Here is a 21,279-nt window from a genome sequence, read left to right as displayed (position 1 = left end):
ATTGTTAGCACACAACTGTTGTGTCTGGCCAACTATTCCTGCGCTGTAGCCTGGTGGCCATGTCCGGCACCCTGTCCCCAGCGACTCCCCCCGCGTCCCCGCGCCGCACCGTGGCCCTGGTCACGCTGGGCTGCGCCCGCAACGACGTGGACTCCGAGGAACTGGCCGGCCGGCTCGCGGCCGACGGCTGGGACCTGGTCGAGGATCCCAACGGCGCCGACATCGCGGTGGTCAACACCTGCGGCTTCGTCGAGGCCGCCAAGAAGGACTCGATCGACACCCTGATCGCCGCGGCTGACGCCAAGGACGAGGGCGCCGGTCCCAAGGCTGTCGTCGCCGTCGGCTGTCTCGCCGAGCGCTACGGCCAGCAGCTCGCCGAGGCGCTGCCGGAAGCCGACGCGGTCCTGGGCTTCGACGACTACCAGGACATCAGCGCGCGGCTGAACGCGATCCTGCACGGCGAGCGCCCCGCCTCGCACGTCCCGCGCGACCGCCGCACGCTGCTGCCGCTGACGCCGGTGGACCGGCAGGCGGCCAAGGGCGGCGTGGCGGTGCCGGGCCACGGCGACGCCATGGATGTGCTGGAGACGACCGGATCCGAGGCGTCCGACCCGCAGGCTGCCGGGGTTCAGACCGCCGAGCGCCCCGACGACCCGACGCTGTCCCCGGTCGCCCCGCCGACCCGCCGGGTGCTTCGCCGCCGCCTCGACAACGGGCCGTCGGCGCCGCTGAAGCTGGCCTCCGGCTGCGACCGCCGCTGCTCCTTCTGCGCCATCCCGGCCTTCCGCGGCTCCTACCTGTCCCGCCGCCCGCACGACATCCTCGACGAGGCCCGCTGGCTCGCCGGGCAGGGCGTGCGCGAGCTGGTCCTGGTCTCGGAGAACTCCACCTCCTACGGCAAGGACCTCGGCGACCTGAAGCTGCTGGAGACCCTGCTGCCGGAGCTGACCGCGATCGACGGCGTGGACTGGCTGCGGGTCAGCTACCTGCAGCCGGCCGAGATGCGCCCGACGCTGATCGACGTGATGGCCTCGACCGAGGGCGTCGTGCCCTACTTCGACCTGTCCTTCCAGCACTCCGCGCCCGGCCTGCTGCGCCGGATGCGCCGCTTCGGCGGGACCGACTCGTTCCTGGAGCTGCTGGAGGCGATCCGCACCCGGGTCCCGCACGCCGGCGTCCGGTCCAACTTCATCGTCGGCTTCCCGGGCGAGACCGCCGCGGACTTCGAGGAGCTTGAAACTTTCCTGTCGCAGGCGCGGCTGGACGCGATCGGCGTGTTCGGATACTCCGACGAGGACGGCACCGAGGCCGCCGGCTACGAGGACAAACTCGACGAGGACGAGATCGGCGAGCGCGTCGCGCACCTGACCGGTCTGGCCGAGGAGCTGACCGCGCAGCGCGCTGAGGACCGGGTCGGCGAGCGCATCGACGTGCTGGTGGAATCCGTGGCGCACGACGGCGTGGCCGAGGGGCGCGCGGCGTTCCAGGGCCCGGAGGTCGACGGCTCGGTCCTGCTGGTCCCGGCGCTGGAGCCGGGGACGCCGGCGGTGGAGCTCGTGCCGGGCGCGATCGTGCCGGCGAAGGTGGTGGGAAGTGAGGGGGTGGATCTGCACGCCGTGGCGATCACTCCCCTAAGCTTGGTCGGGTGAAACCCGCCCCCCCGGACCCGCTGACGCTGGAGGCGTCCCCGGCGGGTCTGTGGAACATGGCCAACATCCTGACGATGGTGCGGCTGCTGCTGGTTCCCTTCTTCGGCATCCTGCTCGCCCACGACCACGGCGACTCGGCGGCATGGCGCGGCATGGCGTGCGCGGTGTTCGTGGTCGCCAACATCACCGACACCCTGGACGGCAAGGTCGCCCGGGCCCGCAACCTGGTCACCGACTTCGGCAAGATCGCCGACCCCATCGCCGACAAGGCCCTGATGGGCACCGCGCTGGTGATCCTCAGCGTGCTCGGCGAGCTGAGCTGGTGGATCACGATCGTGATACTCGTCCGCGAGCTGGGCGTCACGCTGCTGCGGTTCTGGGTGCTGAAGTACGGCGTGATCGCCGCCAGCCAGGGTGGCAAGCTCAAGACCTTCCTGCAGGGCTTTGCGATCCTGTTCTACCTGATCCCGACCTCCGCGGACTGGTGGCACTGGGTCAGCGTGGTGACGATGGCCGCCGCGCTGGTGCTGACGGTGGCGACCGGCGTGGACTACGTCGTGCGGGCGGTGCGGCTGCGGCTGAGCGGGGAGAAGCGGTGAGCTCGGAGGAGATCGCCGAGCAGATCGCGGGACTCGCGACCCGGGTGGTCGCCGACGGGACCGCGCAGGGGTTCACGGTCGCGGTCGCCGAGTCCCTGACCGGTGGTCTGCTCGCGGCGGCGATCACCTCGGTTCCCGGTGCCTCGAACGTCTTCCGCGGTTCGGTGACCGCCTACGCCACCGACATCAAGGCCTCCGTGCTCGGCGTGGACGCCGACCTGCTGGCCCGCGAGGGTGCGGTGCACCCCGAGGTGGCGCGGCAGATGGCGGACGGGGTGCGGCGCCTGTTCGGGGCGACTGTAGGTCTGGCGACGACCGGGGTCGCGGGGCCGACGGAGCAGGACGGCAAGCCCGTGGGGTTGGTCTACGTCGGTTACGCGAGCTCGGCTCGCGAGGTCGCGTCGAGCGCCGAGGAACTGCACCTGGACGGGGATCGGGAAGCCATCCGCGCACAGGCCGTTCTCAGGGCCTTGTCCCTAGTCTTCAGCCGCCCTGATCCGGAAGCCTAGAACCCGTGCGACGCCGAACAACGCGGCGCCGCACAGCGCGTACGAACCCAGCACGTCCGACACCCAGTGGTAGTCCATCCACACCAGCGAGAAGCCGACGGCCAGCGCCCACAGCGTCATCGCGGTGGCGAGCACGATCCGCATCCGGTGCCCGGTGAACACGAAGGCCAGGATGAGCGTCGAGGTGCCGTAACACAGCATGGTGTTGCCAGTGTGGCCGGACGGGAAGTAGCCCAGGCCGCCGGACATCGCCTGCCCGGCCATGCTCGGTCCGGGACGGTCGCCGATGGCCTTCAGGAACAGCACGACCAGCAGCGCGGCGTACCCGGCCGCCATCGCCAGGAGCGGGCGCCGGCTGCGGCGGACGATGGCGGCGGACAGGCCGACGAGCGCCATCGCGACCACCGGTACCTGGATCTGGAACGGCACGCCGTGGACGGTGACGCCGCCGCCGAGGTCGGCGATGCCCTTGAAGACTGGCCAGTGAGTCTTGCCGTCGGTGGCGTGCGCCACGCTCTGCACGCGGTTCCGGACCCAGAGGTCGAACTGTGTCAGGAACGTCGGACGCGCCAGGACCAGGGCCCACAGCACGAGGAAGACGCCCAGCAGGATCAGCGGGATCAGGACTTCTGGCTGCCGGAGCCAGTGCCAGCGGCTGCCGGGTTGTCCACCGGTTGCTGTTGCCGGACCGGTCTGGGCGTCGGTTCCGGTCCCAGGCCCGGTCCCGGTTTCGACGCCGGTGTCGGTGATCTGCGCGTCTGTCATCAAGACCAACTCTCGCACACGGGACCGGCTAGCGTGCCGGTATGGAACGCGTCAGCATCATCACCGGAGGCGGCCGCGGGATCGGCCGCGCCACCGCGCTGCGCCTGGCCCGCGACGGCCATGACATCGCCTTCAGCTACCTCAGCGACGACGCCGCTGCCGAGGAGACCGCCGCGGAGGTCCGCGACCTCGGGCGCCGCTGCGTGGCGGTCAAGATGGACACCACCGACGAGGCGGACGTCGACCGGCTCTTCGACACCGCGATCGGCGAACTCGGCGGGCTCACGGGTCTGGTGAACAACGCCGGGCTGACCGGTCCGCTGACCCGGCTCGTCGACGCCGACGTGGCGGACATCCGCCGGGTCGTGGACGTGAACGTGGTCGGCTACCTGCTCTGCTGCCGACGGGCGGCCAAGGAGCTGAGCAGCCGCGGAGGTGGCGCGATCGTCAACGTCTCCTCCGGCGCGGCGACCCGCGGCGCGCCGAACGAGTACGTCCACTACGCCGCCGCCAAGGCCGCGGTCGACTCGTTCACCGTCGGGCTGGCCCAGGAGTTGGGGCGGGAGGGAATCCGTGTGAACTCGGTGCAGGTCGGCATCACGCGGACCCGGATCCACGCCGACATGGGGGATCCGGATCGCGCGGAGAAGCGCGGCGCGCTGACGGCGCTGGGCCGACCCGCCGAGCCCGAGGAGATCGCCGCCGCCATCGCGTGGCTGCTCAGCGACGAGGCGAGTTTCACCACCGGCGCGGTACTTCGGGTGGCCGGCGGGAACTGAGCGCTTCAGGGGCGGGTGGCTCATCCTGCTCGCACCAGGCCACCTTCATAGGCGCGGATGACCAGTTGGGCCCGATCTCGCGCGCCGAGTTTCGCCAGTAGCGCCGACATGTGCGTCTTGACCGTCGACATCGAAACGAAGAGTTCGGTGCTGATCTCGGTGTTCGACTTACCGCGGGCGACGAGGGTCAGGACCTCGCGTTCGCGGGCGGTCAGGCCGTCGAGGGCGGGGTCGGGCGGCGCGATGGCGTTCGCTGTCGTGGCTGCGGTCGCTGTCGCGCGGTTCGGCGTCCTGCGGCTCCGGACGAACTCCGTGATCAGCCTGCGGGTCGCGGCCGGGGTCAGTAGCGCTTCGCCGCTGCGGATCACCTCGATCGCCGTGACCAGGTCGGCGGGTGGCGAGTCCTTGAGCAGGAAGCCGCTGGCGCCGGCGAGCAAGCCCTCGTAGACGTATTCGTCGAGGTCGAAGGTGGTCAGGATCAGGACCCGGACGCCGGGGTCGGCGGCGGTGATCCGGCGGGTGGCCTCGATGCCGTCCAGCACCGGCATCCGGACGTCCATCAGCACCAGGTCGGGGCGCAGGCCGGCGGCCATGTGCACGGCCTGCGCGCCGTTCGCCGCCTCGCCGACGACCTGGCAGTCGTCGTAGCCGTTGACCAGCGACCGCAGCGAGGCGCGCAGCAGTGCTTGGTCGTCGGCGATCAGGATGCGGCTCATGCCGGGAACCTTGCCGCCACGGTGAATCCGCCGTCGGGCGCGGGTCCGGCGGAGAACGTGCCGCCGAACAGCGCGGCGCGCTCGGCCATGCCGCGCAGGCCGTGGCCGGGCGGACCGGCGGGGGCGGGCGGAAGGGCGTCCGGAGGCGGGGGATTGGCGACCGTCACCGCTACCTGGTCGGGCTCGAAGCGCACCAGGACCGAGGCGGAGGTGGTGCGGGCGTGACGCAGGATGTTGGTGAGCGATTCCTGCACGATGCGGTAGACCGCCAGGCCGACCGCTGCCGGGACGGCCCGGCGCTCGCCCTCCTCCCGGAGGGTGATGCGCAGCCCGGCTCGCGCGGCCTGGGAGACGAGGGTGCCGAGGTCGGGCAGGTCCGGGATCGGTGCCCGGTCTGGTGAGGGCGGCGTGTCGGAATCGGTGGCGCTGTCGGCATCGGCATCGGAGCCGGTGGCCGGGTCGCTGCGCAGGACACCGAGCAGCTGGCGCATGTCGACCATCGCGCTGCGGCCGGTCTCCTCGATCGCGGTCAACGTGGCGCGCATCTGCTCGGCCTCGTGCCGGCGGAACACGGCGACCCCGGCCTGCACGGTGATCAGGCTGAGGGCGTGCGCCACCACGTCGTGCAGTTCGCGGGCGATGCGCAGCCGCTCCTCGGCCATCCTGGAAGTGACCTCGGCCTCGATCTCGCGGGCGTTCGCGGCGGCCGTCTCCGCCCGGTACAGCCGTTCTTGCCGGACGAGGGAGCCGATCAGGGACGGCACGATGCCGATGGTGATCCCGCTGAGCGCCAGGACCGAGACCGGGTAGTGCATGTCGGCCAAGATCACCAGCGCCGCCCCGAAGACGACCGCGGAAGCCAGCGTGGCGAGGCGGCCGGAGCTGGTGGCCGCGACGGTGTAGAGCACGAACATCATCGCGAACGGCCCGTAGGAGTCGTAGGGCGGCGGGGACGCGCCCAGCGTGACGGTCGCCGCGGTGAGCAGCAGGCACACGGTCATCGGGTAGCGGCGGCGGGCCAGGAAGACCATTGAGGCGCCGAGGATCAGCAGCGACAGCCACGGGTTCTGATAGGGCGGGCTGCGCACCTCCCTCGACCCGAACGGCAGCACGAACAGCAGCGCCGCCACGGCGTCCAGCGTCAGCCAGTGCCAGGGGCGCATCCGCGTGGCGTGCGGGACGGGGTACGCCGCGATGTCGGCCATGAACCGACGGTAAGCCTGCGGATGCGCAGTGATCAACGCAGTCGGGCGGAAACCATACCTGGGTAGGAGGCCGGAAGATCACCCCCTGCTCCGATGCCCTCGCTCCGGGTGTCCGCGAACCTTGACACATGATCGAGATCGAGAACCTGACCAAGCGCTACGGCGCCAGGTACGCCGTGCGCGACCTGACGTTCAGCGTGCGTCCGGGGCGGGTGACGGGCTTTCTGGGACCGAACGGCGCCGGGAAGTCCACGACGATGCGCGCGGTCCTCGGCCTGGATCTCCCGACCGCCGGCCGCGTCCTGGTCGACGGCCGGCCCTACGCCGCGCTGGAGCGTCCGCTGACCCACGTCGGCATGCTGCTCGACACCGGGGGAGTGCACCCCGGCCGCAGTGCGCGGCAGCATCTGCGCGCGGTGGCCGCGGCGGGGAAGCTTTCGGAGCGGCGGGTGGACGAGGTGCTGGCCCGCGTCGGGCTGACCGACGTGTCCCAGGACCGGGTCGGCGGCTACAGCCTCGGCATGCGGCAGCGGCTGGGGATCGCGACCGCCCTGCTCGGCGATCCCGGGATCCTGATGTTCGACGAACCGGTCAACGGCCTGGATCCGGAAGGCATCCGGTGGATCAGAGACCTGATGAAAGGGCTGGCGGCCGAGGGGCGCACGGTGTTCGTCTCCAGCCACCTGATGAGCGAGATGGAGAGCACCGCCGACCACCTGGTGGTCATTGGCCGCGGGCGGCTGATCGCCGACCTCCCGGCGCGCGAGTTGATCGAGCGGTACGGCGGCGGATTTCTGAGCGTGCGCACCGATGATCCCGGTCGGCTGATCACAGTGCTGGCCGCCGCCGGGGCTCAGGTGGCGCCGGAAGGTCCGGACACCCTGCGAGTGGTCGGGATGGCCGGGGACGCCGTGGCGCGGCTGGCTTACCAGGCCGGAGTGCTGGTGCTCGACGTGGTGCGGCGAGCGACGTCGTTGGAGGACGCGTATCTGCAGCTCACTGATGCGGCAGTCGAGTATCGGGGGGTGGGGGCGTGATCACGTCCGAGTGGATCAAGCTGTGGAGTGTTCGCTCCACATGGTTCGCGCTCTATGTGGCGGCTGCCGGAACGATCGGGCTCGCGGCCACGTATGCGCTGGTCGCCAAGGTCGCGGACGTCGAGCCGACGGACGCGTTGCAGGGGGCGGTGTTCGGGCAGCTGGCGTTCGGTGTGCTCGGAGTGCTGGTGGTGTCGTCGGAGTTCAGCACCGGGCTGATCCGGACGACGTTCGCGACGGTGCCACGGCGGCGCGTGGTGATCGCCGCGAAGGCCGGGTTGCTGTTCGCTGTGATGGTGGTCGTCGGGGAACTGCTGGCGTTCGCGGCGTTCTTCACGGCGCAGATTCTGTTGGCGCGGCGCGGTGCGCACTTCTCGATCGCCGACCACGACATGGCCATCTCGGTGCTGGGGTGCGGGTTCTATATGGCGTTCGTCGGCGAGTTCGGGTTCTGCGTCGGGGTGCTCCTGCGGCGGACGACGGCTGCCGTATCGACGTTCTTCGGGATCGTCTTCGTGGCGATGGGGGTGATCCCGAGTCTGCTGCCGGACGGGGTGCGGGCCGACGCGGTGCGGTTGACGTTCACCAAGGTCGGCGAGGCGATGGCGACACCGGCGCGGAGCACGCCGCGGGTGGCGTCGGACTACGTGCTCGGCGCTGGGGCGGCGTGGGGCATGTGCTTGGTGTATCTGGCGATCTCGGTTGCGGTTCCGTTGCTGGTCGTCACTCGGCGAGACACGAATTGAGGGTATTGGTATGTCACTACATCGGGACTGGGCCCTGCGCTTCTGGATCGCCCTTCGGCGCGCCCCAGCGATAGAGCAGGAAGCAGATGACCATGCCGACGAAGAAGAACGCGGCGGACCAGCGGTAGGCCGTGGCGTAGCTGTGCAGGTTGGCCTGTGCGGTCACCAGCGACGAGGCGGTCTTGCCCTTGGCATAGTTCGTCGCCGCGCTGGCGGCCAACGTGGAAAGCAGTGCCACGCCTATGGAGCCGCCGACCTGCTGACAGGTGTTGACCATCGCCGAGGCGACGCCCGCGTCGTCGGCGCGTACCCCGTAGGTGGCCATGGCCATCGCCGGGGCGAAGATCAACCCCATCCCGAAACCGAGGACCAGCAGCGGCGGCAGGATGTGCGGGGCGTAGCTGCTGGTCAGCTCGAGCCGGGTCAGCCACAACATGCCGACCCCGCCGAACAGCATGCCCAGCGGAACCACCGGCCGGGGACCCACTCTGGGCAGCAGGGTGATCGTCGCGATCTGCGCGGACACCATCAGCGCGCCGACCATCGGCAGGAAGGCCAGACCGGTCTTGACCGGCGAATAGCCGAGGATCTGCTGCATGTAGTACGTCAGGAACAGGAAGACGCCGAAGATCCCGGCGCCGGTGATGAACATTCCCAGGTAGGACGAGCCCCGGTTGCGCTCCGCCACCACCCGCAGCGGCAACAGCGGGTGCGGAGCGCGGCGCTGCCACCGGGCGAAGAGGACGAGCAGGACGCAGCCGACGATCAGGCTGACCCAGGACTGCGGCGAGCTCCAGCCCTTCGCTTCAGCTCGCGAGAAGCCGAAGACCAGCAGGAACAATCCGGAACAGGCGTAGGCAGTGCCAGGCAGGTCCAGCGTCGGACGGCCCTCGGGCCGGTGGTTCGGGACATAGGCCAGTGCGCCGAGCAGCGCGACCCCGGCGATGACCAGGTTGACGAACAGCGTCCAGCGCCAGTTCAGATACTCGGTCAGCAGCCCGCCGAGCAACAGCCCGATCGCGCCGCCCGCGCCGGCTACCGCGCCGTACACGGCGAACGCCCGGTTCCGCTCCGCCGGTCGGGTGAAGGTGGTGGTCAAGGCACTCAGCGCCGCCGGCGCCAGCAACGCGCCGAACAGGCCCTGCAGCGCACGACCGCCGATCAGGATGCCCACGTTGGGCGCGATCCCGGCCAGCGCCGAGGCTACCCCGAACCCGACCAACCCGCCGATCAGCGCGTTCCGCCGCCCGAACAGGTCCGCGAACCGCCCCCCGACCAGCAACAGCGAGCCGAACGCCAGCGCATACGCGGTGACGATCCACTGCCGCGAGGCATTGGTGAACCCCAGATCCTGCTGCGCGGAGGGCAGCGCGATGGTCACCACGGTCGCGTCCAGCACCACCATCAGCTGCGCGAGGCTCACGACACCGAGGATCATCCATTCATGGGCGACCCGCGGTCCGTACGTGGCGTCCTCGGCGGCACTCTTCGCGGCCTCGGACGGGGTCGTCGCGCTCTCCGACGGCGATGCCATGTCGGTCCCTTCCTGGGCGACAAGATCGATGAGCACGACGCTATGCCGGGCCGCCGCACGCCGCATGTTGGGACAGAAAACCGCTCGCTCCCGCCGCTGCTACCCCTCCCACCGCCCGAGCACCGCCGCGACCCCGACTCAGCGGGACCCGACGAGATGCGCGTAGACGATGACGTTGTCGGCGTACCCGGTCCGCCGGTCGTAGTGGCCACCGCAGGTGATGAGCCGCAGCGCGGCGTACCCCGTCGGCCCGTAGACCTGCCGCGTCGGAAAGCCGGCCTTCGGCACCAACGCGACCGAGTCGACACGGAACACCGCGACCCGATGGTCAGCGCGCACCACATCGACAGCATCGCCAGGCCGAACCGCCCCCAACTCATAAAACGCGGCACGATTCCCCGGCGCGAACCGCGAATCAACATGCCCCGTAATGACCGCAGGTCCAGCTTCCCCCGGCGCCGGCCCCCGGTCATACCAAGCGGCCTTCAAAGGCTCCTTGGCGGGCGGCACCCCAACACCGCCCTCCTGAGTCAAACCAAGCGCAAGCACATCAGCATGAATCCCAACCCGAGCAACGCTGACGCGCACCGGCCGCGCATACCCCAGCGGCCCAGCCCGATGCCCAACCGCCCCCACAACCCGCCCCGCCCATGCAGGCGGCAACGGCGGCGGCACCGGATCAGTGAGCATCAGCGCCCGTACAAGAAACCCCGACCCGACAACAACAGCCACCACCGAAGCGAAAGCCAGCACCCGACCCGGCTGCCGCACCTCACTCTGCGGCACGACCGGACTCGGCGCAGGCTTCGGGACGCTACGAGCCTTCCCCCGAACACCCACCTCGACATGTGAATCGGCCGAAGTCGTGACGCGAGGCCGCTCAAAGGCCACGCGCTCGCCGATCAAATTGAACACCGGACCGAGCACGGAGGCTCTGTCGACGACCCCAGCCGCATCACTCGGCAACGCGCCACGCGCATCGAGCAACCGGCCGCCCACGGACGCCGCCTGACCGCTCGGCAACACCCCGCGCGCGCCGCCCCCGCTTTCACCTAGCCCAACATGGGAATCGAACGCTGCAGTGCGACGCCGCCCAAAAGTCGCCAACTCGCTGCTGAGCTGGAACTCCGGGCCAGATGCGGAGGCTAAATCGGACGGCAATGGCGCATCGCGCGGCACTGGATCGCTGTGATCGAACGACCGGCTGGTCGCGGCCGACTGAGCACTCGGCAAGATGCCACGCGCGTCGGCCCAGCTGCGATCACGCTCGACGTGAGACTGAGGCGCTGTGGCGGGAGGCCGCTCGGAGGCTGCTGGCTCGCCGATCGGGCTGAAGACCGGACCGTGCGCGGAGTTTCGGTCAGCAGGCGGAGACGCACCGCTCGGCATCGCCCCGTTGGGATCGAGCAACTGGTCGGTCGCGGACGCTGGCTGAGCGTTCGGCAAGATGCCGCGCGTGCCGTCCCTGCTGCGATCACGCTCGATGTGAGACCCGGGTGCTGCGATGGCAAGCCGCTCGGAGGTCGCCAGCTCGTCGACCGGGCTGACCGGACCCAGTGCGGAGGCTGGACTGGCGGGCAGAGACGCATCGCTCGCTAGCGCCGTGTTGGGATCGAGTAACTGGTTGGTCGCGGATGCCGACTGAGGGCCCGGCGAGGTGCCGCTTGTGCCGATCCGGTTGCGATCACGCTCGGTGTGAGACCTGGGCGCTGTGGCGGGAGGCCGCTCGGAGTTCGCTGGCTCGCCGATCGGGCTGAAGATTGGACCGGGTGTGGAGGCTGGGTCGGCAGGCGGACAAGCATCGCTCGGCAGGGCGCCGCTGGGATCGAGCGAGTGGTCGGCCGCAGATGTCGGCTGCGGGTTCGACGAGGTGCCGCGCGCGTCGGCCCTGCTGCGATCACGCTCGATGTGAGACCCGGGCGCTGTGGCGGGACGCCGATTGGAGGCCGCCGGCTCGCGGGTCGGGCTGAAGTTCGGGCCGTGTGTGGAGGCCGGGTTGGCGGGCGGACACGCATCGCTCGCCAGCGCCCCGTTGGGATCGAGCGAGTGGTCGGCCGCAGATGTCGGCTGCGGGCTCGGTGAGGTGCCGTGTGCGTCGGCCCTGTTGCGATCACGCTCGATGTGGGAATCAGGTGTTGCGATGGGAGGCCGCTCGGAGGTCGCCAGCTCGCCGATCAGGCCGAAGACCGGACCGCGTGCGGAGGCTGGATTGGCGGGCGGACACGCATCGCTCGCCAGCGCCCCGTTGGGATCGAGCGAGTGGTCGGCCGCAGATGTCGGCTGCGGGCTTGGCGAGGTGCTGTGCGTGCTGGCCCTGTTGCGATCGTGCCCGATGTGGGAATCGGGTGCTGCGATGGGAGGCCGCTCGGAGGTCGCCGGCCTGCCGGTCGGGCTAAAGACCGGCCCATGTGCGGAGGCTGGATCGGGCGGCAAAGACGCATCGCTCGGCAAGGCGCCGCTGGTATCGAGACTTGGTAGAGCGTCGCCGGGATCGGGACTTGGCAGCGTGCCGCTGGGATTGAGATTCGCCGATGCCCTGCTGGGATCGAGACTCCGTAATGCGGCGCTGGGACCAGGACTTGGCGGCCCGCCGCTGGGGTCGAGAACCGCCAATGTGGCGCTGGGATCGAGACCTGGCAGCCTGCCGCTGGGATCGAGATTCGCCACTGCCCCGCTGGGATCGGGACTTGGAACTGCATCGCTCGGATTGAGATTCGGAACTGCGCGACGGGGATCGGGGCACGGTAGCGCGGCGCTGGGATCGAGCGTCTGGCTTTTCGTGGATGTCGGCTGAGGGCTCGGCGGGATGCCGTGCGCGCTGGCCCGTGCGAGATCGAGGTGACCGTTGGTCTCGCCTGACTGCGCGCCATCGTTCGCCGTCGGATGCTTCGCTACCGGCAGTGCTCTCGTTGCGGGGGTGTGCTGTTGGTCGGTGGCTGGGGTGCCTATGGGGATGGCGATGGCTGGGGGGTCGGTCATTGGTGGGGGGTGGCTCGGCGGCGGCGGATGAGGGAGGCGGTGGCGAAGGTTAGGCCGCCTAGGAGGAATGCGCTGCCTACGGCTGCGTCGCCTATGCCGAGGTGGTCTTCGGCGGAGCCGTCGCCGGTGGCTGCGGCGCCGGTGGGGGTGGTGGTTGTGGTGACGTGGAGGGTGGTGGTCAGGGTGCTGCCGCAGTGGAGGGTGATGGTGTAGGTGCCTGGGGGGAGGCCTGTGCGGATGGTGCCGTCTCCGCCGGTCATGTGGGCCAGGGGTGCTAGGGGGATGGGGGCGGTGAGGGCTTGGCTGGTTGCGGTGCCGTGGGGGGCGGTGCATTTGTGGCGTCGTAGATGTAGATGCGGGTGCCGGGGGATGCTGGGTTGGGTTCGACGGTGGGGTCCGCCGGCTTCTTCGGGGATGAAGAGGTCGGGGTTTTTGCTGCTGTTGCTGTGCTTGTTGTCGCTGCTGCCGCTGATACCTGGACTGCGCCCGCCACCAGCAGCGCGCCCGCGCTCGCCATCAGAACCCTCACCAGCCAGCCTCCGTCTCTCTCGGCCTCACTTCAGCCCCTGCAGCCAGCCGCGGAGCGCGTCCAGCACGAACGCGCGTGTCGGCTCCGCCTCGTTGAACAGCTCGTGGTACGCCTCTCCGAACTCCTCGACGCGGGTTGTCGCGTCGGGGAGGGCTGCGGCCAGGCGGCGCTCGCCGGCCGGGTCGATCACGCGGTCGGAGCCCGCGATCAGGAGGAGGACCGGGCAGGGGACGCGCCCTGCGTCCGCCACGGCTTGCGCGCCCTCGGCGAAGACGAAGTGCGCCAGCGCGGCCGAGATGCGGTCGTGGCAGAAGGGGTCCGCGCGCATCGCTGCCGCGACCGCCGGGTCGTGCGACAGTGCGCTCTTCGGCAGGCCGTTCGGCACCGTGAGGCGGTCCGGCAGGAAGCCGGCCACGCGCAGTGCCGCGCTCTGCATCCCTGCCGCGCGCTGTCCCACCGCCGGTGACGACAGGACCGCCGCTGTCGGGTGCAGCCGCCCGCTGCTCAGTGCCCGCGCCACGAGGCAGCCGCCCAGGCTGTGCCCGAGTACCAGGGGCGGCAGCGCGCCCTTGTTGTCGCGGCGCACCGCGGTATCGAAGGCTTCGAATACCGTCGCCAGGTCGTCGACCAGGGCCAGGGGACGCCGGATGTGCCCGCGTGCTCCGTCCGAGCGTCCGAAGCCCGCGTGGTCGTAGGCCCGGACCCGATAGCCGAGCTCGGTCAGGAACCCGGCCAGCCGCCGGTAGCGGCCGCTGTGCTCCCCGAGGCCGTGGACCAGCAGGATCGCGCCGCGCGGTGTGGTCTCCGGCGCCGGTGTCCACTCGCGCAGGAACAGCTCCGTGCCGTCCGGTGTCGCCGCCAGCCAGCACGCCTCGCGCGCCGGCGTGAGCCGCGAGCTGGAGCCGAGGCCGGAACCCGGGTCGGGCATCGCAGGACTCCCCTCGTCGCGCATCGGCACTTCGCGACCGTAACGCCGCGAATCGGGCGGCGCGCGCTGGGTGGTCCGGTGGAGGGGGTGGAGGAGTGGCGGAGGAGTGGTGGCACAAAGGCGGCGGCCGGTACGGGGAATTCCGTACCGGCCGCCGCGAAGCTGAACTGAGTTGAAGCGAGTTGAAGCGAGTTGAAGCGAGGTGAGACCGAAGCGAGTGATCTCAGACTGCGGCGAAAGCTCCCTCGATCACCGTCAGTCCCTCGTTCAGCAGCGCCTCGCTCATCACCAGGGAGGGCAGGAAGCGCAGCACGTTTCCGAACGTGCCGCAGGTCAGGATCACGACGCCCTCGGCGTGGCACTTCTTCGCCACGGCGGCGGCCAGGGCGGCGTCGGGGTCCTTGGTGCCGGGCTTGACCAGCTCCACGGCGATCATGGCGCCGCGGCCGCGGATCTCGCCGATGCGGGGGTCGGCGGCGGCGAGCTTGGTCAGGCGGGCGACCATCAGGGCCTCGATGGCGCGGGCCTTGCCGGCCAGGTCCTGCTCCTTCATGGTCTCGATGGCGCCGAGGGCGCCCTCGCAGGCCACCGGGTTGCCGCCGTAGGTGCCGCCGAGGCCGCCGGGGCCGGCGGCGTCCATGATCTCGGCGCGGCCGGTGACGGCGGCCAGCGGGAGGCCGCCGGCGATGCCCTTGGCGGTGGTGATCAGGTCCGGGACGACGCCCTCGTGGTCGACGGCGAACCAGTCGCCGGTGCGGCAGAAGCCGGACTGGATCTCGTCGGCGATGAAGACGATGCCCTTCTCCTGGCACCAGGCGGCGAGGCCGGGCAGGAAGCCCTCCGGCGGGACGATGAAGCCGCCCTCGCCCTGGATCGGCTCGATCAGGACGGCGGCCACGTTGTGTGCGCCGACCTGCTTCTCGATCAGGGTCTTGGTCTGCTCGAGGGCCTCGGCGGCGGCGTTGTCCGGGCCGGTGGGCCAGCGGAAGGGGTAGGCCATCGGGACGCGGTAGATCTCGGGGGCGAACGGGCCGAAGCCGTCCTTGTACGGCGCGACCTTGGCGGTCAGCGCCATCGTGAGGTTGGTGCGGCCGTGGTAGCCGTGGTCGAAGACCACGACGGCCTGGCGCTTGGTGTACGCGCGGGCGATCTTGACCGCGTTCTCCACCGCCTCCGCGCCGGAGTTGAACAGCGCCGAGCGCTTCTCGTGGTCGCCGGGGGTCAGCTCGGCCAGCGCCTCGCAGACCGCGACGTAGGACTCGTACGGCGTGACCATGAAGCAGGTGTGGGTGAACTTCGCCAGCTGCTCGGAGGCCCGGCGCACGACGTTGGTGTCCGCGTGCCCGACCGAGGTCACCGCGATGCCGGAGCCGAAGTCGAGCAGCTGGTTGCCGTCGGCGTCCAGCAGCACCGCGCCGTCGGCGTCGGTGACGAACACCGGCAGCGTCGTGGAGATACCGCGCGCGACGACCTTGTTGCGGCGCTCGAACAGCTCGAGGGACTTCGGGCCGGGGATCTCGGTGAGGAGACGCCGTTCCTGCTTGAGCTCGGTCATGGTCCCTGTGCCTCCTGGGTGGGCGGGTGGTCGCGCGTTCCTTCGCAGCCTAAGCGCGCCGTGACGGCCCGGCACAGGACGCCGTGGCGGGTCCGGGGGCGGGGTTGAGCCGAATTGGCGAGTGGGTGGCTGAGGCCGGTGCGAGGGGGCGCGATGGTGGGGAAGCGATCGTGGGAAAGCGATGCCGGGGCGGCGGTAGCGCCATGGTGGAGCGCTGTTCCCTTTCGCCGAGTCGTAGTTCTGATACACAGAACGTGTGACGACTGATGGCCAGGGCTCGGGCCCGCTGCCGCCCGGCTGGTACGCCGACCCCTCCGGGGCGCCGCAGGTGCGCTACTGGACCGGGACCAAATGGACCGAGCGCACGCGGCCTGACGTGCAGTCCTGGGTGCACGGGCCGCGCCTGGTGGACGTGCCGGGGGTCTTCGCCTACGGGCGCGATCCCCAAGCCGCCGCCGCGGTGCGCGTCAGCCGCGAGGCCCGGCAACGAGCCCTGCGATACCTGCTCTACGCGCCGCTGGCCGGCGTGGTCTTGGCGGTGCCCGCCTCGATCATCCTCACCGCGATCGGTCTGAGCGGCGTGCTGCTGTGGCTGGTCTACCTCATCCTGGTGCTCGGCGTCTGCGGCTGGGCCGGCGGCTGGGTCCCGGTGGGGCAGGTGCTGTGGGACCAGCACGGCGACCGCGTGCGGAGCCTGGTCGGACGGGCCAACAAGCGCAAGCTCCCGCCGCCGCCGAAGCCCGACATGTGGGTGGACCTGCGCCAGGCCGGCCACGTCGCGGCCGCCAGCCGGCTGGACTCGGCCGCCGACCACGGCGAGCTGACCGACGTCGACTACGTCCGCGTGGTCCGGGTGATCCGGCAGGCGCGCGGCGACCAGGACCGGCTCGCGGCGGTGGCCGCCGAGATCGAGGACTCCGGCGCGCACGCCTGGCTGCATCCCTCCGGCCAGCGCGACCTGCCGGCTCGGCTCGGCGAGCACGACCTGATGACCGGGCAGGTGCGTCTGGGCGTGGCCTCCGGCTCGGCGAAGAACCCCGCGACCCACGCCGGCCAGACCTTCGCCCTGGACGCCGAGGTCCTGCGCACCTCGCTGCTGGTGATAGGGCCCACCGGCAGCGGCAAGACGCGCAGTTTCGCCCGGCCGATCGTGGAGCTGCTGGGCCTGCAGACGCTGACCAACATGGCCTCGGTGGTGGTCATCGACCCGCACGGCGACTACGCGCTGCCGGGCTTCTTCGACGTCGACATCGACCCGTTGGACCCGGACTCGCAGTGGGGGTTCGACCTCTACGGCGGCGCGCGCAACCCGGCCGAGGCCGCCGACCGGCTGGCCGGCGCGCTCCTGCCGCCGGGCGTGGAGCCCGAGGCCGACGCCGCCGCGCACAACGGCCTGGACGCGGCACTGAGCTGGTTCCGCGAGCGCGAGGGCCGCTATCCCACGCTCAAGGAGCTGATCGCCGAACTCGCCGAGGGCGGTCCGCGGCTGCTGGTGGAGCGGCTGCGGCTGCTGGACCGGCCGGCGCTGGTCGAGCTGTTCGACGGCCGCGGCGACCGGAAGTTCTCGATGCGGCAGATCGACAAGCCGATCCGGGTGCGCATCGCGCTGCCCGAGGGCGCCTACCCGCAGGCCGCGCGGATCCTGGCGCGGCTGGCGGTCTCGCAGTTCGTGCAGACCGTGTCCGCGCCGGACGTGGACCGCTCGATCTTCAAGGGGCTGATCGTCGACGACGCCGGCCGCTTCGTCGACGAGTACGTGGTCCAGGGCCTGCAGCGGGCTCGAGCGGCCAATGCCGGGCTGATCCTGCTGGCCCAGTCCATGCGCGAGTTCCCCGAGGACCTGCGCGCCACGGTCTTCGCCAACACCGGCTGCAAGGCGGTCTTCGCGGGCATCGACCCGCAGGACGCCTCCTACATCGCCGATTTCTGGGGCAAGCAATGGGTCGCCGAGACCACGGTGACCACTGGCCAGGAGAACACCACCCGGTCCGGGACCATCACCGGGCCGCCGGAGCGCCGCCGCAGCGTGCAGTCCATGGGCCGCAACGCCAAGCGGCCCGGCCAGCTGCTGGCGCTGACCGGGGGCTCGTCGGTGGCGCAGCAGCGCTCGGTCTCGACCCGGCCGGTCGAGCGCTACGTCTGGTCGCCCTCGGAGATCATCAACGAGATCCCGACCGGCCACGCGCTGGTGTCGCTGTCCACGGCCGAGGGGTTCCGGACGCCGCCGGTGCTGGTCGACCTCCGCGGGTAGCGGCGGCGACGGCACCAGCGACAGCGGCGGCGACCGGCTGATCGCGCGCCGGCTGCGAGGCTCTCAGCTGGCGCGCCAGGCCACGGTGAAGTCCCCGGACGGGGACAGCCCGCTGGGCACCGCCTTCGTGGTCCCGCCGTTCGCCATCGTGATCGGGTCGGGGGCGAACGAGCCCAGCGCGGCGCCGTTCGCGCTCGCGCCGGTGAACCCCACGGTCCCGAAGTCGGACAGCGGCAGCACGCCCGCGGCGTCGGACGGCGCCTCGGCGATGACCTCCGCCGAGGCCAGCGCCGGGTTGTTCAGCTGGGCCTGGACCGTGCGCGTCCAGCCCTTGGTCCGGTCGGCGAGGACCAGGGTGAAGTGCCCGGACCCGCCGTAGGAGACCGAGGCCTGCATAGCGTCGCCGGGCGAGATCGGGCCCGCGACGTCGACCGGCGCGCCGGGGTACATCTCGTACCAGGCGGAGTAGACCGCGTGGCCGCCGGAGCAGTCCGACTCGGTGCCGATCTGCTCGACCGAGTTGCTGCCGTCGCCGTCCAGCCCGATCCAGAACGAGGCGTACGTGTTCTGCGACCGGCAGGAGACGGCCGGCTCGGTCCAGCCGGCGCTCACGGAGGTGAAGCCGCCGCCGGTGGCGACATAGCCGGCCCAGTTCCCTGATGTGCTGTTCCGGATGTCGTGGCGGAACGCCGAGGGCGTTCGGTGCACGACGCCCGCGGACGCCGGAGTGGCGGCGAGGGCTGCCGTCATCGCGCCGGCGAGCGCCACGGCGGCCGCAGTCCGGCGGCGGGAAGAAGACATCCGGTGTCTCCAATCTCTGTGAGCTGAGATGGAGACTAGGTAACTGTTTTGCAGATGTCTGCCTTAAATGGCGCGAAAGCCGGATTCGCCATGATTCGCCCTACTTCGCTGCCGCCGCGCCCGCTCAAGCCTCGCCGGTTCCCCGCCGCGAGTGGGAGGCCAGACCGCGCAGCATCAGATCGAGTCCGAACTCGAAGCGCCCGTCCGGGCCGCCGGTCTCGAACATCGGATCGGCCAGCGCCAGCATGTTCGGGAACGCCGCCGCGGGCAGGGTCTTGATATAGCCCTTCATCTCTTCGGCCCACGCCTCGACGTCCTCCTCGGAGGTGTCGCCGTGCAGCGTGTGCCGGATGTCGTCCTCGAAGACGCTCGCCACCACGTACAGCGTCACCACGTCCCCGGCCCACGCGGCGACCCGGTCCGGGAGTTCGCCCAGCCGCAGCACGCCCATGAAACCCTCGATCAGCCGCAGTCCGTTCGGGCCCATCGGGACCCGTCCGAGCAGGGCGCGGGCCAGGCCCGGGTGCGCCTGCAGGATGCGGCGCGTCTCGCGCATGGCGTCCCGAAGCTGCTCCACCCAGCGGTCCGGGTCCGGCGGCGGGAATTCCACGTCCGCGAAGACCCGGTCGATGCACAGCCTGAGCAGCTCTTCCTTGTTGGCGACGTGCGCGTACAGGGAGGCCGCACCGGTGCCCAGGTCCGCCGCGACGCGGCGCATGGACAGCGCCTCATAGCCGTCGGACTCCAGGACGCGCAGCGCCGTGGCGACGATCGCCTCCTGGCTCAGGGGCGTGCGCGCGGGCGCTTTGGCCTTGCGCGCGGTGCGCTCCCACGGCGGCGGGGGCGGGACCTCGGGGGTCCCGTTCGGGGCTGCTGGCTTGGCCATCGGGTCTGGCTCCCTTCCTTCACCGAACACTGTACGCCCCACGAACGACGTTCAGAAGCACGAACAGCGTTTGACTCGAACGCCGTTCGCGTGTAGAACGGTGTTCGTAGAACGGCGAACGTCGTTCGTGAGCGATCCGGCAGTGCGTCCGGAGTTCGCGATATAGCTTGACATCCGCACCACGAGATATATCGTGAACCTGGGGCTACCGAACGCCGTTCGCTCGTCTCGAACGATGTTCACCCAGACTTTCCTGTTCTGTCAGTTCCGTCCCGGAGGGGGACCACCATGACCAGCACCGTCGACACGAACCAGACCCTCGGCCACCCCGAGAGCTCCCCGCCCGACTCCGGGGGAGCCGCCGACAAGGCCACATCCAAGCTCGGCAGGGCCGTGATCCTGGCGCTGTTCGCCATCATCGGCGCCGACATCATGGACCTGCTCGACACCACGATCATGAACATCGCCAGCCCGGTCCTGCGCACCGACCTCGGCGCCTCGACCTCGGCCCTGCAGTGGATCGTCGCCGGCTACACGCTGGCCTTCGCGGTCATGCTGACCACCGGCGGCCGGCTCGGCGACGTCTTCGGCCGCAAGCGGATGTTCCAGGTCGGCATCTCAGGCTTCCTGCTCGGCTCGGTGCTGTGCTCGGTCGCGCAGACCTCGGGCGAGCTGATCGGCGCGCGCATCCTGCAGGGCGCCTTCGCCGCGGTGATGATCCCGCAGGGTCTGGGCATGCTGCGGGCGATGGTCCCGGCGGAGAAGATGAACTCCGTCTTCGGCATCTTCGGTCCGATGATGGGCCTGGCCGCGACCCTCGGCCCGATCCTGGGCGGCTGGCTGGTCGGCGCCGACCTGTTCGGGCTGAGCTGGCGCGCGATCTTCCTGGTCAACGTCCCGGTCGGGATCGCCGCCCTGGCGTTCGGCAGCAAGGTGCTCCCCAAGGACGATCACGCCGCCGACGGCGCCAAGCCCAAGCTGGACATCGTCGGCATGCTGCTGGCCACCGCCGGCGTCATGCTGCTGGTCTACCCGCTGGTCCAGGGCCGGGAGTCCGGCTGGCCGCTGTGGATGTTCGCCATGATGGCCGCCTCGATCCCGACCTTCGGCGTCTTCGCCCTGCACCAGCGCCGCCGCAACGCCGCCGGCCGCGACCCGTTCGTGGTGCCGACCGTGTTCCGCAAGCGCTCGTTCGTCAGCGGCATCGCGGTGCTGTTCGCCTTCTCGGCGGCGATGAGCGGCGTGTTCTTCGTCTACACCCTGTTCATGCAGATCGGCCTGCACTTCAGCGCCCTGCACGCCGGTCTGACCATGCTGCCCTGGTCCATCGGCACCATCGCCTCCATGGGCGCCTCCCAGGCGCTGATGCCCAAGGTCGGCCCGCGCCGCACCCTGCAGGCCGGCATGCTGGTGATGGCCATCGGCACGGTGATCGCGGCGCTGCTGGTGAACTCCTACGGCGCGACCACCACGACCTGGACGCTCGTCGCCCCGCTGCTGGTCTCCGGCATGGGCATGGGCCTGATCTTCGGCCCGATCTTCGGTACCGTCCTGGGCGACCTGGACGACGCCGAGGTGGGCTCGGCCTCGGGCCTGCTCAACGCGATGCAGCAGCTGGCCGGCGCGTTCGGGATCGCCGCGCTGGGCACGGTGTTCTTCGACAAGGCGGGCACGCTGATGACCAGCGTTCCGGCCGCCGCGACCCTGGTGTTCGCGATCAGCGCCGCCATCCTGGTGGTCGCCTGGGCCGCCGCCTTCAGCATGTCGAAGCACACGCAGGAGGCTGAGGGGCACTAAGCGACAGCGTTGCG

General features: G+C 70.7%; 18 protein-coding genes. 8 read left to right on the top strand and 10 right to left on the bottom strand.

Annotation, left to right across the window (positions count from 1 at the left end; all coding sequences use genetic code 11):
- The first annotated feature begins 59 nt into the window (after positions 1–59).
- Genes rimO through CACI_RS38770 form a run of 3 tightly spaced genes read left to right on the top strand, consistent with a single transcriptional unit; the run spans position 60 to position 2,757 of the window.
- Complete coding sequence (gene rimO / locus CACI_RS38780) at positions 60–1,649, top strand: 30S ribosomal protein S12 methylthiotransferase RimO (protein WP_015796397.1); 1,590 nt, start codon at positions 60–62, stop codon at positions 1,647–1,649.
- On the top strand, positions 1,646–2,248 hold the full coding sequence (gene pgsA / locus CACI_RS38775) for a CDP-diacylglycerol--glycerol-3-phosphate 3-phosphatidyltransferase (RefSeq protein ID WP_015796396.1): 603 nt from the start codon (positions 1,646–1,648) through the stop codon (positions 2,246–2,248). The genes rimO and pgsA overlap by 4 nt, the downstream gene beginning before the upstream one ends.
- Positions 2,245–2,757 carry a CinA family protein gene (locus tag CACI_RS38770; protein ID WP_015796395.1) on the top strand — a complete coding sequence of 171 codons (513 nt, stop codon included), beginning with the start codon at positions 2,245–2,247 and terminating at the stop codon, positions 2,755–2,757. Before pgsA ends, CACI_RS38770 begins: the two co-directional genes overlap by 4 nt.
- Here CACI_RS38770 and CACI_RS46690 read toward each other — a convergent pair.
- Complete coding sequence (locus tag CACI_RS46690) at positions 2,725–3,522, bottom strand: phosphatase PAP2 family protein (protein WP_015796394.1); 798 nt, start codon at positions 3,520–3,522, stop codon at positions 2,725–2,727. The genes CACI_RS38770 and CACI_RS46690 overlap by 33 nt on opposite strands.
- 41 nt (positions 3,523–3,563) lie before the next feature.
- On the opposite strand from CACI_RS46690, the gene CACI_RS38760 reads away from it, so the two are divergent.
- Positions 3,564–4,301 carry an SDR family oxidoreductase gene (locus tag CACI_RS38760; protein ID WP_015796393.1) on the top strand — a complete coding sequence of 246 codons (738 nt, stop codon included), beginning with the start codon at positions 3,564–3,566 and terminating at the stop codon, positions 4,299–4,301.
- Positions 4,302–4,321: 20 nt separating this feature from the next.
- On the opposite strand, the gene CACI_RS38755 is transcribed toward CACI_RS38760, so the two are convergent.
- The gene (locus tag CACI_RS38755) at positions 4,322–5,017 is read right to left on the bottom strand and encodes a response regulator transcription factor (protein ID WP_015796392.1); all 696 of its coding nucleotides are present in this window, start codon (positions 5,015–5,017) and stop codon (positions 4,322–4,324) included.
- Complete coding sequence (locus tag CACI_RS38750) at positions 5,014–6,222, bottom strand: sensor histidine kinase (protein ID WP_015796391.1); 1,209 nt, start codon at positions 6,220–6,222, stop codon at positions 5,014–5,016. Before CACI_RS38750 ends, CACI_RS38755 begins: the two co-directional genes overlap by 4 nt.
- 128 nt (positions 6,223–6,350) lie before the next feature.
- On the opposite strand from CACI_RS38750, the gene CACI_RS38745 reads away from it, so the two are divergent.
- The gene (locus CACI_RS38745; protein ID WP_015796390.1) at positions 6,351–7,259 is read left to right on the top strand and encodes an ABC transporter ATP-binding protein; all 909 of its coding nucleotides are present in this window, start codon (positions 6,351–6,353) and stop codon (positions 7,257–7,259) included.
- Positions 7,256–8,005, top strand: coding sequence for an integral membrane protein (locus CACI_RS38740; protein WP_015796389.1), 750 nt, complete (start codon positions 7,256–7,258; stop codon positions 8,003–8,005). The genes CACI_RS38745 and CACI_RS38740 overlap by 4 nt, the downstream gene beginning before the upstream one ends.
- Before the next feature lie 16 nt (positions 8,006–8,021).
- On the opposite strand, the gene CACI_RS38735 is transcribed toward CACI_RS38740, so the two are convergent.
- From CACI_RS38735 to gabT, 5 genes are all read right to left on the bottom strand, one after another.
- Entirely contained in the window at positions 8,022–9,539 is a 1,518-nt protein-coding gene (locus tag CACI_RS38735) for an MFS transporter (RefSeq protein ID WP_015796388.1), read from the bottom strand.
- A 138-nt stretch (positions 9,540–9,677) separates the two neighbouring features.
- Positions 9,678–10,229, bottom strand: coding sequence for a class F sortase (locus CACI_RS53195; protein WP_083796208.1), 552 nt, complete (start codon positions 10,227–10,229; stop codon positions 9,678–9,680).
- A 2,285-nt stretch (positions 10,230–12,514) separates the two neighbouring features.
- A complete protein-coding gene (locus CACI_RS53750) occupies positions 12,515–12,778 on the bottom strand; it encodes a hypothetical protein (protein WP_015796386.1) in 264 nt (87 codons plus the stop codon).
- Between the two features lie 294 nt (positions 12,779–13,072).
- Positions 13,073–13,975, bottom strand: a complete 903-nt coding sequence (locus CACI_RS38725) for an alpha/beta hydrolase (RefSeq protein ID WP_015796385.1) — start codon at positions 13,973–13,975, stop codon at positions 13,073–13,075.
- 223 nt (positions 13,976–14,198) lie between these two features.
- On the bottom strand, positions 14,199–15,530 hold the full coding sequence (gene gabT / locus CACI_RS38720) for a 4-aminobutyrate--2-oxoglutarate transaminase (RefSeq protein WP_015796384.1): 1,332 nt from the start codon (positions 15,528–15,530) through the stop codon (positions 14,199–14,201).
- A 256-nt stretch (positions 15,531–15,786) separates the two neighbouring features.
- On the opposite strand from gabT, the gene CACI_RS38715 reads away from it, so the two are divergent.
- Entirely contained in the window at positions 15,787–17,781 is a 1,995-nt protein-coding gene (locus tag CACI_RS38715) for a DUF2510 domain-containing protein (protein WP_015796383.1), read from the top strand.
- Positions 17,782–17,844: 63 nt separating this feature from the next.
- On the opposite strand, the gene CACI_RS38710 is transcribed toward CACI_RS38715, so the two are convergent.
- Together CACI_RS38710 and CACI_RS38705 are read right to left on the bottom strand one after the other, a co-directional pair.
- On the bottom strand, positions 17,845–18,582 hold the full coding sequence (locus CACI_RS38710; RefSeq protein WP_015796382.1) for a G1 family glutamic endopeptidase: 738 nt from the start codon (positions 18,580–18,582) through the stop codon (positions 17,845–17,847).
- Between the two features lie 124 nt (positions 18,583–18,706).
- Positions 18,707–19,468, bottom strand: a complete 762-nt coding sequence (locus CACI_RS38705) for a TetR/AcrR family transcriptional regulator (RefSeq protein WP_015796381.1) — start codon at positions 19,466–19,468, stop codon at positions 18,707–18,709.
- Between the two features lie 288 nt (positions 19,469–19,756).
- On the opposite strand from CACI_RS38705, the gene CACI_RS38700 reads away from it, so the two are divergent.
- Positions 19,757–21,265: a DHA2 family efflux MFS transporter permease subunit gene (locus CACI_RS38700; RefSeq protein WP_015796380.1), complete on the top strand. Its 1,509-nt coding sequence runs from the start codon at positions 19,757–19,759 to the stop codon at positions 21,263–21,265.
- Positions 21,266–21,279: the final 14 nt, after the last annotated feature.

The organism is Catenulispora acidiphila DSM 44928 (assembly GCF_000024025.1).
In the GTDB taxonomy this organism is placed as follows: domain Bacteria; phylum Actinomycetota; class Actinomycetes; order Streptomycetales; family Catenulisporaceae; genus Catenulispora; species Catenulispora acidiphila.
This window is presented reverse-complemented; position numbering and strand designations above follow the sequence as displayed.